Source organism: Alterinioella sp., from assembly GCF_058343375.1.
In genome coordinates this window covers 40,130-52,359 of record NZ_JBTUJH010000019.1, presented here as the reverse complement: position 1 = coordinate 52,359, position 12,230 = coordinate 40,130, and the positions used below count along the sequence as shown (strand labels likewise).

Annotated in this window: 10 protein-coding genes; 3 read left to right on the top strand and 7 right to left on the bottom strand. The window is 65.0% G+C overall.

The window, feature by feature from the left end; translation table 11 throughout:
- Window positions 1-19: 19 nt before the first annotated feature.
- Window positions 20-2,014, top strand: coding sequence for a hydantoinase/oxoprolinase N-terminal domain-containing protein (locus ACW8PS_RS03505; protein WP_491525939.1), 1,995 nt, complete (start codon window positions 20-22; stop codon window positions 2,012-2,014).
- Window positions 2,015-2,153: 139 nt separating this feature from the next.
- On the opposite strand, the gene ACW8PS_RS03500 is transcribed toward ACW8PS_RS03505, so the two are convergent.
- The 7 genes from ACW8PS_RS03500 to ACW8PS_RS03470 form a co-directional block, all read right to left on the bottom strand.
- Window positions 2,154-4,139 (bottom strand): DEAD/DEAH box helicase, encoded by a 1,986-nt coding sequence (locus ACW8PS_RS03500; protein ID WP_491525887.1) that lies wholly within the window; start codon window positions 4,137-4,139, stop codon window positions 2,154-2,156.
- 166 nt (window positions 4,140-4,305) lie between these two features.
- The gene (locus tag ACW8PS_RS03495) at window positions 4,306-5,319 is read right to left on the bottom strand and encodes an ABC transporter ATP-binding protein (protein ID WP_491525886.1); all 1,014 of its coding nucleotides are present in this window, start codon (window positions 5,317-5,319) and stop codon (window positions 4,306-4,308) included.
- Window positions 5,316-6,350: a Gfo/Idh/MocA family protein gene (locus ACW8PS_RS03490; protein WP_491525885.1), complete on the bottom strand. Its 1,035-nt coding sequence runs from the start codon at window positions 6,348-6,350 to the stop codon at window positions 5,316-5,318. The genes ACW8PS_RS03495 and ACW8PS_RS03490 overlap by 4 nt, the downstream gene beginning before the upstream one ends.
- 106 nt (window positions 6,351-6,456) lie before the next feature.
- Window positions 6,457-7,296 (bottom strand): carbohydrate ABC transporter permease, encoded by an 840-nt coding sequence (locus ACW8PS_RS03485; protein WP_491525884.1) that lies wholly within the window; start codon window positions 7,294-7,296, stop codon window positions 6,457-6,459.
- Window positions 7,297-7,308: 12 nt separating this feature from the next.
- A complete protein-coding gene (locus ACW8PS_RS03480) occupies window positions 7,309-8,223 on the bottom strand; it encodes a carbohydrate ABC transporter permease (protein WP_491525883.1) in 915 nt (304 codons plus the stop codon).
- A 71-nt stretch (window positions 8,224-8,294) separates the two neighbouring features.
- Window positions 8,295-9,548 carry an ABC transporter substrate-binding protein gene (locus ACW8PS_RS03475; RefSeq protein ID WP_491525882.1) on the bottom strand — a complete coding sequence of 418 codons (1,254 nt, stop codon included), beginning with the start codon at window positions 9,546-9,548 and terminating at the stop codon, window positions 8,295-8,297.
- Window positions 9,549-9,587: 39 nt separating this feature from the next.
- Complete coding sequence (locus ACW8PS_RS03470) at window positions 9,588-10,478, bottom strand: N-acetylmuramic acid 6-phosphate etherase (protein WP_491525881.1); 891 nt, start codon at window positions 10,476-10,478, stop codon at window positions 9,588-9,590.
- A gap of 136 nt (window positions 10,479-10,614) precedes the next feature.
- On the opposite strand from ACW8PS_RS03470, the gene ACW8PS_RS03465 reads away from it, so the two are divergent.
- Entirely contained in the window at window positions 10,615-11,478 is an 864-nt protein-coding gene (locus ACW8PS_RS03465; RefSeq protein ID WP_491525879.1) for a glucosamine kinase nucleotide-binding domain-containing protein, read from the top strand.
- Window positions 11,475-12,224: a GntR family transcriptional regulator gene (locus ACW8PS_RS03460; RefSeq protein WP_491525878.1), complete on the top strand. Its 750-nt coding sequence runs from the start codon at window positions 11,475-11,477 to the stop codon at window positions 12,222-12,224. Before ACW8PS_RS03465 ends, ACW8PS_RS03460 begins: the two co-directional genes overlap by 4 nt.
- Window positions 12,225-12,230 lie beyond the last annotated feature (6 nt).

Sequence of the window (12,230 nt, the reverse complement as noted above, 5' to 3'; positions counted from 1 at the left end):
CGGGGCAAACGAGGGCGCGATGGGCTATCTACTTGGGGTCGATACGGGCGGCACCTATACCGATGCGGTAATCATTGATGGGGCGACGAAAACCGTGCTGGGGTCGGCCAAGGCGTTGACGACGCACGCAGATCTGGCGGTGGGTATCGCGGGGGCGGTGGATGCGGCGCTGGCTTCGGCGGCGGTGGTGCCGGGCGATATCGGGCTGGTCTCGCTCTCGACCACGCTGGCCACCAATGCGCTGGTCGAAGGCCAGGGCGGGCGCGTGGCCCTGGTTGCGATCGGGTTCGGTGCCAGGGATCTGGCGCGCGGCGGCCTGCCCGAGGCGTTGGGAACCGACCCGCTGATCATCCTTGCCGGTGGCCATGAACATTGCGGCACCGAGGCCGCCCCGCTGGAGGGTGCCCGGCTGCGCGCCGAGCTGGCGCGGCTCGGCGGGGCCGTGGCAGGCTTTGCCATTGTCGCCCGCTTTGCCACAAGAAACCCGGCCCATGAGATCCGCGCCCGCGACATCATCCGCAGCGTGACCGGCCTGGGCGTCACCTGCAGCCACGAGCTGTCGGCCCGGCTGAACGGCCCGAAACGGGCGCTGACGGCGGTTCTGAACGCCCGCCTGATCGGTCAGATCACCCATCTGGTTGCCGCCTGCGAAGGCCATCTGGCATCGGCCGGGATCAATGTTCCCCTGATGGTGGTGCGCGGCGACGGGGCGCTGATTTCGGCTGAAATGGCGCGCCAACACCCGATCGAGACCATCCTCTCGGGCCCCGCCGCCTCGATTGTCGGGGCCCATTGGCTGACCGGCGAACGCGACGCGCTGGTCTCTGATATCGGCGGCACCACCACCGATATCGCGCTGCTGCGGGACGGCTGCCCGGCGATTGACGGGCAGGGCGCGCTGGTCGGCGGCCACCGGACCATGGTCGAGGCGGTGGCGATGCGCACCACCGGGCTTGGCGGCGACAGTGAACTGCATCTGGAGGATAGCGGCCTGCGCCTGGGCCCGCGCCGCCTGATGCCGCTGGCACTGCTGGCGGTTGACCACCCCGATATGGTCCATGATGCGCTGGACCGGGCGCTGGGTGCCGATCCGGGGATCGATCATGCCGGGCGTTTCGTGCTGCCGATGGGCGGCGATCGGGCTGGGCTGGCCCCGCGCGACGCGGCGCTTCTGGCGCGAATTACCGGGGCGATACCGGTCGCCGGGCTGCTGAAATCGCGGATCGAGGCCCCGGCGCTGGACCGGCTGGTGGCGCGCGGGCTGGTGATGCTGGCCGGCGTCACGCCCTCGGATGCGGCCCATGTTCTGGGCGATCTGGATGTCTGGGACGCCAGCGCGGCCCAAAAAGGGATCGAGATCCTGCGCCGCAAACGGGCCGCGAACGGCGCGCTGCGGGCTGAAAACGCGGCCGGTTTCGCACAGGCAATTATCGATCAGCTGACCACGCAGACCACGCTCTGCCTGCTGGAGGCGGCATTTGCCGAAGACCCTGAATTTGCGGGCGAACCCGCCGCCGCCCTGGCCCGTCACAAGCTGACGCAAACTGGCCTTGGCGGCCATCGCGGCATCGTCGAGACCCGCACCCGCATCGGTGTGCCGGTGATCGGTCTCGGGGCCTCGGCACCGAATTACTATCGCGCCGTCGGGGCCCGTCTGGGCTGCACCATGGTGCTGCCGGACCATGCCGGGGTCGCCAATGCCATCGGGGCCGTGGTGGGCCAGATCGCGGAACGCGCCAGCGGCACCGTCACCAGCCAGAGTGCCGGGCGTTTCACCGCCCATCTCAGCGATGGCCCGGCGCATTTCCCCGACCCCGACAGCGCCCTGGCCGCGCTCGAGGCCGCCCTGACCACAGCCGCCCGCAGCCGCGCCAGCCGCGCCGGGGCCGACCACCTTTCCATCAGCAAGATCTGCGATATCCGCCAGGCCGAGGTCGAAGGCAGCCCGGTTTTCATCGAGGCCAGCATGACCATCACCGCCGCAGGCCGCCCGGCCATAACACAGCGCAGGTGACCGGCAGATCTGATCCAGGTGCCACTTCCAGCTTCTTCTTTGCAAAAATACTCACGGCGCAACACCAGCCGCAACCGCAACACCAGCCATGGCACGGCGCCTGAAAAAAACCAGCAAACCCGCAGGGTTTTCAATTTGGTCAGGGCTTCTTGCGCCGCGGTGCCGACATCCGCGCGCCGGGGTTGGCGGCCCCCGCGCGGGCTTTGTTTTTCTTGGAATCGGGTTTGCCCCTGGGCGGCGGCGGGCCTTTCGGCTTTGCCCCCGGGGCGGCCGCGCGCGGCTTGTGCCGGGTCACCACGCCCTCGGGGCGGGCCTCGGCACGCGCCTTGTCCTTGTTGCGTGGTTTGCGCGGTTTGTCCGGGCCGGCCCCCGGTTTCGGCTTTTTCGCACGCGGTGCGGGGGCGTCGTTCCAATCCACCGGTTTTGTGGTGCCGTCGCTGCGCGGTTTGCGCTCGGGCCGCTCAGGGCGCTCGGCGCGCTCCGGTCGATCCGGGCGTGCTCCGCGCTCAGGGCGGTCCGGGCGAGGCCCGCGCTCAGGGCGGTCCGGGCGAGGCCCGCGTTCGGGCGCTTTGGCCTGACGGCTCAACCCGGCCCCCTCCACTTTCATCGCCGCCCCGATGGCGGCCTCGAACCCGGCCACCGCAGCCTGTCGAATCTCGATGAACGAGGTGTCGTGATGGACCCGGATCGCGCCGATATCATCCTTTGAAATGCCGCCCGCCTTGCACAGCATCGGCAGCAGGCGGCGCGGTTCGGCCCCTGCCGCCTGGCCGCCCTCAAGCGCATACCAGACCGAGGGCCCAAACGCCGCCCGCGGGGCCGGTTTGGCATCTGCCGGGCCCAGTTCCTCGGGGGCCGAATGGCGGGCATGATAGAGCCGCAGATAGGCGGCCGCGATCTGCTGCGGGTTGAAATTTTCGGTCAGTTTGGCCACCGGGGCCGCTTCGCTTTCGGTCAGGGGCTCGGACCAGACCGGATCGGCCAGCATCCGCACCTCGTCGCGCGCCGTCACCGCCTCGGCCCCCGGGGCCACATCCCATGTGGCGCGCAGCTTGGCGAATTTCAGGATCCGCTCGGCCTTTTTGCGCGCCGCCGGCGGCACGATCATCGCGCTGACGCCCTTGCGCCCGGCCCGGCCGGTGCGCCCCGAGCGGTGCAACAGGGTTTCGTGATTGGTGGGCAGCTCGGCATGGATCACCAGATCGAGATTGGGCAGGTCGAGACCGCGCGCCGCCACATCTGTCGCCACACAGACCCGGGCCCGCCCGTCGCGCATTGCCTGCAACGCATGGGTGCGCTCGGATTGGCTCAGCTCGCCCGACAGGGCCACGACCGGAAACCCCCGGTTCGACAGCCGCGTGGTCAGCCGGTTCACCATGGCCCGCGTATTGACGAAAACCAGCGCATTGGGAGCCTCGTAGAAGCGCAGCACATTGATGATGGCATTTTCGGCGTCGCGGGCCGACACGCTGAGGGCGCGATATTCGATATCGGCATGCTGCTGTTTTTCCGACGCGGTGGAAATGCGCTGTGCGTCGCGCTGATAGCTCTGCGCCAGTTTGGCGATGGCCTTGGGCACGGTGGCCGAAAACAGCAGCGTCTGACGCTCCGACGGGGCCGCGCCGAGGATATATTCAAGATCTTCGCGAAAGCCGAGATCGAGCATCTCATCGGCCTCGTCCAGCACCACCGCGCGCAGGGCTGAAAGGTCGATCGAGCCGCGCATGATATGGTCGCGCAGGCGCCCCGGCGTGGCCACCACGATATGGGCACCGCGCGCCAGCGCCCGGCGTTCATCGCGCATATCCATGCCGCCCACGCAAGACGCAAGCTGTGCCCCGGCCTGGGCATAAAGCCAGGCCAGTTCGCGTTTGACCTGAAGCGCCAATTCGCGCGTCGGCGCGATGACCAGCGCCAGCGGGGCCGCGGCGGGGCCGAAGCTCTCCGCCTCCCCCAGAAGCGTCGGCGCGATGGCCAGGCCAAAGCCGATCGTCTTGCCCGATCCGGTCTGGGCCGAGACCAGCATGTCGGCCCCGGTCAGGCCCGGCGCGGTCACCGCCTCCTGAACCGGGGTAAGGGTATCATAGCCACGTTGGGCGAGCGCATCGGCGAGAGCTTGTTTCACAGGAGTTTTCAGTCGGTTTGGGGCGGGCTGAGGCGGGGCTGCAGCACCGGGAAGGGCAAGCGGCCGCATTTACCCGGTCCGGCGGTGAATGTATAGGCCCGGAATGATCCCGGGGCCACCGGCAGGCGCGGCCTGTCGGTCCATGCCCCCGCGCGCCGGTCGGCGTTCAGGCGGCCTGTTGGTCCATGACGCGCCCGCCATCGGCGTCGAACAGATAGGCATCCTCATCTGAGAAATCGAAACTGATGGGGCTGTCGGGGGCGATGGAATGCTGGCCAAAAAGCCGCACCGTGATGGTCTGGTCCGGGCCGACCGAGGCCAGCACATTGGTATCACCGCCCAGGTTTTCGACATGGGTCACGGTAGCCTTGATGCGGCCTGGATCGGCGATTGTCAGCTGTTCGGGACGAATGCCAAGCGTCAAGCCCGCCGGGCCACCAACGGTTTCGGCGGGCAGGAAATTCATCGACGGCGAGCCCAGAAAGCCCGCGACGAACTGATTGGCGGGGTTGTTATAGAGCTCCATCGGGGAGCCGACCTGTTCGACCCGGCCATCGCGCAGCACCACGATCTTGTGGGCCAGGGTCATGGCCTCGGTCTGGTCATGGGTGACATAGATCATCGAGGCGGCAAGCGTGCGTTGCAGCCGGGCAATTTCCACCCTCGTGTTCATCCGCAGCGCGGCATCGAGATTCGACAATGGTTCATCAAACAGGAACAGTTTTGGCTGGCGCACCACGGCGCGGCCGATGGCGACGCGCTGGCGCTGGCCGCCGGACAGTTCCGAGGGGCGGCGGTCGAGCAGATCCTCTATCGACAGCATCCGCGCCGCCTCGGCCACGCGGGCCGCGATCACGTCTTTGGGTTGACGTTCCTGTTTCAGGCCAAGCGACATGTTGCCGCGCACGCTGAGATGGGGATAGAGCGCGTAGCTTTGGAACACCATGGCAATGCCGCGTTTGGCGGGGGGGACGGTGTTGACCTCCTGGCCGCCGATCTCGACGCTGCCCGAACTGGCATCCTCCAGCCCGGCGATGACCCGCAGAAGCGTGGATTTGCCGCAACCCGAGGGGCCGACAAAGACCACGAATTCGCCGTCATCGACCTCGAGGCTGATATCTTTCAGCACGTGGACATTGCCAAAACTCTTGTTGACGTTCTTCAGGGAAAGCGCGGTCATGTCGGGATATCCTCGATGTCGATGGGCCGGCCCGTGCGGATGCTTTCATCGGCGGCCAGGCAGATGGCCAGGCTTTGCACGGCGTCGCTCATGTGGCGGGTAAGGTCGATATCTTCTGCGATGGCACGCAGCAGATAGGCCTGTTCCGCAGCGCAGAGCGCGTCATGGCCGGGCTCATCGGCGGGCTCGATCAGGGTGTCGCCTTCGGGGCGGTGGACCAGGATGGCACCGGTTTTGGTATGGCTGTCGATATCGGCGGACGCGCCCCTGTCGGCATTGGTGATCGACACCGCGCCATTGGGGCTGACGATATCCTTTATGAAATGCGCGGTTTCCGACATCATCGGGCCCCATCCGGCCTCATACCAGCCGACCGACCCATCTTTGAACACGACCTGAAACTGGCCGTAATTATACATGCCTTCCGGGATCTCATCGCTCAGGCGCGCGCCCATGCCATTGACGCGCAGCGCGGCGGCATCGGTGATCTGGCACATCACATCGACATAATGGACGCCGCAATCGACGATCGGGCTGGTGGTCTGCATCAGCGCCTTATGGGTCTCCCACTCGGCCCCCGAGGATTGCTGATTGAGGTTGAGGCGAAAGACATAGGGCGGCCCAAGGGCGCGCGCCTCGGCAATCAGGCGCTGCCAGCTCGGGTGATGGCGCAGGATATAGCCGACCACGAGCTTGCGGTTTGTTTCCACGGCTTTGGCGGTAACGCGCCGGGCATCGGCCACGGTCAGGGCAAGCGGTTTTTCCACGAACACATGCGCGCCCGCATCCATCGCCGCGATGGCGTAATCGGCATGGGTATCGGTATAGGTTGCGATGACGGCCAGATCGGGGCTGGTTGCGGCAAGGGCGGCGTGGAAATCGGTGAAGACCGGATAGGCGGCCAGATCGGGGTGGCTGACAATGCCTGAGCGGTTGACCAGCCCGACGATATCAGCACCTGCGTGGTGATGATGGGCGCGGGCATGGGCCAGGCCCATATTGCCCAGGCCGGCGATGAGGACTTTTGTCATGGCGACACCTCTGTTTTCTGCGGTGGGAAGGGCCTTGCAAGGCCCTTTTGAAATCCGCTTGCAAGCGGATTGGAAGCGGGTTTGAACCCGCTTTTCCCCGCCCGCCTCATTTGACCGCCCCCGATGTGATGCCGCGGATCAGTTGCCGCGAGAAGATGACATAGAGCACCATCACCGGCAGGATCGCCATGGACAGCGCCGAGAGCACCGCGTTCCAGTCGGTCACGAACTGGCCGATGAACACCTGTGAGCCAAGCGTCAGGGTCTTGGTCTCCTCGGCCGGGGCCAGAATGAGCGGGAACCACAGATCGTTCCAGATCGGGATCATGTTGAACACCGCGACCGTGGCCATGGCGGGGCGCACCATCGGCAGAACCAGCCGGAAAAAGATGGTGTATTCCGACAGCCCGTCAATGCGCCCGGCATTCTTCAGGTCATCCGAGACCTGGCGCATGAATTCGGACAGGATGAACACCGCCAGCGGCAGGCCTTGCGCGGTATAGACCAGGATCAGCGCCCAGAGCGTATTGACGAGGCCGGTATCGACCATCAGTTCAAGAATGGCCACGGTGCCGATACGGATCGGGATCATGATGCCAAGCGCCAGGTAGAGCCCCATCAGCGTGTTGCCCTTGAAGCGGTATTCACTGAGCGCGAAGGCGGCCATCGCGCCAAACAGCAGGATGAAAAACAGCGAGGCCACCGTCACGATCAGCGAGTTCTGGAAATAGCCGAAGAAATCGCCCTGGGTGAACACGGTCTGGTAGCCGATGGTCGAAAAGCTTTCGGCATTGGGCAGCGCCAGCGGGTCGCCAAATATGGCGCGGCGGGATTTGAAACTGTTGATCAGGATCACGATCACCGGGAACAGCGCAATGATCGTGTAAAGGATCAGGATGCCATGCGCGGCGATCATGTTGACGGGGTTTCTGCGGGCCTTGTTCATGATCATTCCCCTTCAGAACTGATAGCGGCGCATCCGGGTCTGAATACCGAACAGGTAGAGACAGACCCCGATCAGGATGATGCCAAACATGGCGCTGGCGATGGCCGAACCCATATAGGGATCGCCCAGTTGCAACTGGAAGCCAAAGAAGGTGCGATACATGAAGGTGCCCAGGATATCGGTGCTGAAATTTGGCCCCGCAAGCGCGCCCTGGGCGGCATAGACCAGATCGAAGGCGTTGAAATTGCCGACGAAAGTCAGGATCGAGATGATCCCGATCGAGGGCAGGATCAGCGGCAGCTTGATCTTCCAGAAGGCCGACAACCCGGTCACGCCGTCGCATTCGCCGGCTTCGAGGATTTCATCGGGAATGGTCAGCAGCGCGGCATAGATCAGCATCATCGGGATGCCGACGAATTGCCAGACCGAAATCAGCGCCAGCGTGGTCAGCGAGGTTTCCTCCAGCCCCAACCATGGCCGGTAGAGGCTGCCCAGCCCGACCGCATCCAGCATGTCGGGGGCAATGCCCCAGATCGGCGACAGGATCAGTTTCCAGGCAAAGCCCACGATGACGAAGCTGAGGATGGTCGGGATGAAGATCGCGGTGCGATAGAAGGCGGAAAAGCGCAAGGACGGGTGGCTGAGGATCGCGGCCAGAAGGATGCCGATCGGGTTTTGCACCAGCATGTGAATGATGAAGAACCAGAAATTATTGCCCAGAGCGTTCCAGAAACTTGCCGACCAGCGTTCATCGCCAAACAGCGTGCGGAAGTTCTGCAGGCCGACATAGATCCGTTCCTGATCGATCTCGGTAAAGAGCGACAGGCGCAACGTGTTGAAAAGCGGGAAAATCATGATCGCGCTGTAGACCAGCACCGCAGGTGCCAGAAACACGATGACATGCCATTTGATGCGGGATTTGCCCATCGGATCCTCCGAAGCGTTGGGGTGGGTCCGGGCGCGTCTTGCGCCCGGACCTTCATGCAGCAAGGGAGGGTTTACTGCTGTGGTTCATACCAGCTGGCCAGGCCTGCCTGCAGGCGGGCACCGGCATCCTCGGGGGTTTCGGCCCCGCGGATCACCTGGGCCGACGCGTTCCAGGTGTCGTTTTCCAGATTCGGCGTGCCACGTGACAGGATCTGGTAGGTGGACCGGATCGAGCTTTCGCATTCGCCGCGCCAGGACACGAATTCCTGCGCCAGCGGATCTTCCATCGGCACGTCAAAGCTGGACAGCGAGAAGAACCCCGGCAGCGCATTGGCGTAGATGGTGGCAAATTCCTCGGAGCCGACCCATTCCAGGAAAATCCGTGCTTCTTCCGGGTTCTCGGTCGCGGCGTTCATGCCGATGGCGATATCGGTATGATCGGAGATGAAGCATTCATCGCCGGCATTTTGGACCGGCGGCCGGAAGGCCCCCATTTCAAACTCGGCCAGGCCATTGAAGCCGGTGATTTCCCAACTGCCCGCCGGATAGATCGCGGCGCGGCCCAATGTGAACAGGTTCTGGCTGTCGGGATAGGTCTGCGCCTCATAGCCGCGGCCCATATATTCGCCCCAACGGGCAAGCTGACGGTAGGGCGCAACCCATGCCTCATCGGTCAGCGATTGTTCGCCCGCGATCAGCGCCAGGCGGCCTTCTTCGCCGCGCCAGTAATTCGGGCCGATATTGTTATAGCCCATGGTGGCCGCTTCCCACTGGTCGTTGATGCCCATGGCCAGGGGGATATAGCTGCCATCCTCCTGGAAGGCGTCCAGAACTGCGAAAAATTCATCGACCGTGGTCGGAACCTCGACGCCGACCTCTTCAAAGGCGTCGGCATTGTAGATGAAGCCGTGGATCACGCTTGCCATCGGCACGCAGAAGGTGGCGGAGCCATCATCGGTCTGCCAGGCGGATTGCGCCACGGAAGAAAAGTTTTCCATCGCGTCGAGATCGCTGAGATCGGCCAGATTGCCCGATTCATACAGCGCCAGCGAGGCATCGAAGGGGCGGCAGGTGATCAGATCACCGGCCGAGCCCGCATCGAGCTTGGAGTTCAGCACCGCGTTATATTCGGCCGGAGCCGAGGGCGCGAAAATGATATTGATATTGGGGTTCTCGGCCTCAAAGGCCGGGATGATCACATCCTGCCACAACAGCAGGTCATCATTGCGCCAGCTTTCGATGGTCAGCGTGACCTCCTGGGCCGAGACGGCCCCCGCCAGAACGGTCGTGGCCAGCAATGTGGCGCTGAGTTTCTTCATGGACATGTGGTTCCTCCCTATTGTCCGGGTCATGACCGAGCCTGTTCAGGCACGGGTTTTCAATGCCGCAAGCGCGGCGCGAATATGGCCACCCGACGCTGCCAGCAGCGCCTCGGCCTGATCGAGATCTTTCGCCCCCGCCGCCAGCAGGATGGCCGGTTTGACGGCTCCCCCGGTGGCGTCCAGATGGGCCATGATGTCATCGCTGCCGGTGATCCGGGTGATCATGGTCGCGGCGCGGGCCTTGAGTTTGGCATTATCGGCGCGCAGATTGACCATCATGCCGTCATGGACATGGCCAAGCGCCACGCCCATGATGGTGGACATCATGTTGAGCGCCACCTTTTGCGCCGTGCCTGCCCCCATCCGGGTCGAGCCGGCGACAAGTTCCGGCGGGGTGGGCAGGCAAATGGCAACGGTCGCGCCGTCAAGGAGCGGCGCATCGACGTTGTTGGCGATCGCGATGGTGGCGGCGCCGACTGCCTGCGCGATGCGGGCAATTTCCAGCGCATAGGGCGTGGTGCCGGAGGCCGAAAGCACGATGACGGCGTCATTTCCGGTGATGATACGGGCGGCGGTTGCGGCCTCATCCACGTCATCTTCGGTGCCGCCGGGCATTGTGGCATCGCGCGGCAAGCCACCCGCCATCGCGATCGTGACGCGGGCCGGGTCAACGCCGTAGGTGCCGGACAGTTCGCAGGCATCGGCCAGTGCCATCAGGCCCGACGATCCGGCCGCAGCATAGATCAGCCGCCCGCCGGCAGCAAGCGTGTCGGCCATGATCTGGCCGCCGCGTGCGATATCGGGGATGGCACCGGAAATGGCCGCCAGCGCCGCGGCCTGCGCGGCAATCAGATGGCCCGCGATAGCGTCATGCGGCAGGTCATCCAGCCCGGGGGCAAGATCGTGCAGACGCTCTGTCATCGGCTCGGCCATGTGATTCCCCCCTTCTGAGCAGAACAATACCTTTCTAATACCTATCTGCCAAGAGGCTTTGTTTTGGGCCGTAAAAAGCCGGGTTCTGCGTGCGAATCCGCTGGAAATCTTCGGATAGGTATTGTATTGGTATTTCATGACTGGCGTGAGCACAGAGATTCTGATTGGTGTTGATGGCGGCGGGACCACCTGCCGCTTTGCCCTGACCCATGCTGGCGGGCGCGTCGAGCACCGCGCCGGGCCGGCCAATGTCCATAGCGATTTTGCATCGGCACTGCAGACCCTGAGCGCGGGTCTGGAGGCGCTGGCGGCGCAGGCGGGGCTGACCGATCTGAGCCGGGCGCGGATCTATCTGGGGCTGGCGGGGGTGACCGGCCCCGAGATGGCGGCAAAGGTTGCCGCCGCCCTGGCCCTGCCCCATGTCACGGTGGCCGATGACCGGCCTTCTGCGGTCACCGGCGCGCTTGGCACCCGCGATGGGGCGGTGCTGGGCATCGGCACCGGCAGTTTTCTGGCGCGCCGATATCGCGGCCGGGTGGTGGCGATGGGCGGATGGGGGCTGGTGCTGGGCGATGAAGCCTCGGGGGGCTATCTGGGGCGTCGCCTGTTGCAGACCCTCTTGCATGTGGCCGACGGGCTGACCCCGGCGACACCGCTGACGCGGGCGGTTTTGGAGAAATTCGGCGGCACGGCTGCTGCGATCGTGGATTTTGCCCGCGATGCCCGCCCGGCGGACTATGCCGCCATCGCCCCCGATATACTGGCAGCCGCCAGGGAAGGCGACGCGGTGGCGCGGGCGCTGCTGGACGATGGCGCGGCCTATATCTCGCGCGGGCTGGACGTGTTGGGCTGGCAGCCTGGCGAAGCGATCTGCCCTTTGGGCGGGCTGGCGGCCCATTATGGCGCCTTTCTGCCCGCCGATGTGGCCGCCTGTTTTGCGACCCCTGCCGGCACCGCGCTGGATGGCGCGCTGGCGCTGGCGGCGGAGGTTGACCGATGACCATTTCCGAACATCTGCGCGGCATGGCCGAACATGACAGCGAATCGGGGCCGCGATACATGCAGCTGCGCGCCCGCATCCAGGGCGCGATCGAGACCGGGCTTTTGGCCCCTGCCGCCGCCCTGCCTTCGGAGCGCGAGATTGCGGCGCTGACGGGGTTTAGCCGGGTCACCGTGCGCAAGGCGATTCAGGCGCTGGTCGATGATGGCGCGGTGGTGCAGCGCCAGGGGTCAGGGTCATTCGTGACCGACCGCAGCACCCGGGTCGAGCAATCGCTGTCGCATCTGACCTCGTTTTCAGAGGATATGACCCGGCGCGGCATGACCCCGACCGTGCGCTGGCTGGAACGCTCGATCTGCCTGCCCTCGCCCGAGGAAACCGTGGCGCTGGCGCTGGCGGCCAACGCGTCGGTGTCGCGCATCGCCCGGCTCCGGCTGGCCGATGACCGGCCGATGGCCATCGAGAAGGCGGCGCTGCCGGTCGATATCCTGCCCAATCCGATTGCCGTCACCACCTCGCTTTATGAGGTGCTGGAGCGCGACGGCAACCGGCCGGTGCGCGCGATCCAGAAGATTTCGGCCATCAACCTGTCGGCCGGGGATGCCGATCTGCTTGGCATCGAGGACGGGGCCGCCGGTCTGCGGATCGAGCGGACATCCTATCTGCCTTCGGGGCGGGTGATTGAATTCACCAGATCCATCTATCGCGGCGATGCCTATGATTTCGTCGCCGAATTGCGGCTTTGACCGGAA

Bases quoted from the DNA above. Each gene is read 5' to 3' on its own strand.
- ACW8PS_RS03505 (WP_491525939.1), top strand. From the start codon at position 20: ATGGGCTATCTACTTGGGGTCGATACGGGCGGCACCTATACCGATGCG.
- ACW8PS_RS03495 (WP_491525886.1), bottom strand. From the start codon at position 5,319: ATGACCGCGCTTTCCCTGAAGAACGTCAACAAGAGTTTTGGCAATGTC.
- ACW8PS_RS03490 (WP_491525885.1), bottom strand. From the start codon at position 6,350: ATGACAAAAGTCCTCATCGCCGGCCTGGGCAATATGGGCCTGGCCCAT.
- ACW8PS_RS03485 (WP_491525884.1), bottom strand. From the start codon at position 7,296: ATGAACAAGGCCCGCAGAAACCCCGTCAACATGATCGCCGCGCATGGC.
- ACW8PS_RS03480 (WP_491525883.1), bottom strand. From the start codon at position 8,223: ATGGGCAAATCCCGCATCAAATGGCATGTCATCGTGTTTCTGGCACCT.
- ACW8PS_RS03475 (WP_491525882.1), bottom strand. From the start codon at position 9,548: ATGTCCATGAAGAAACTCAGCGCCACATTGCTGGCCACGACCGTTCTG.
- ACW8PS_RS03470 (WP_491525881.1), bottom strand. From the start codon at position 10,478: ATGGCCGAGCCGATGACAGAGCGTCTGCACGATCTTGCCCCCGGGCTG.
- ACW8PS_RS03465 (WP_491525879.1), top strand. From the start codon at position 10,615: ATGACTGGCGTGAGCACAGAGATTCTGATTGGTGTTGATGGCGGCGGG.
- ACW8PS_RS03460 (WP_491525878.1), top strand. From the start codon at position 11,475: ATGACCATTTCCGAACATCTGCGCGGCATGGCCGAACATGACAGCGAA.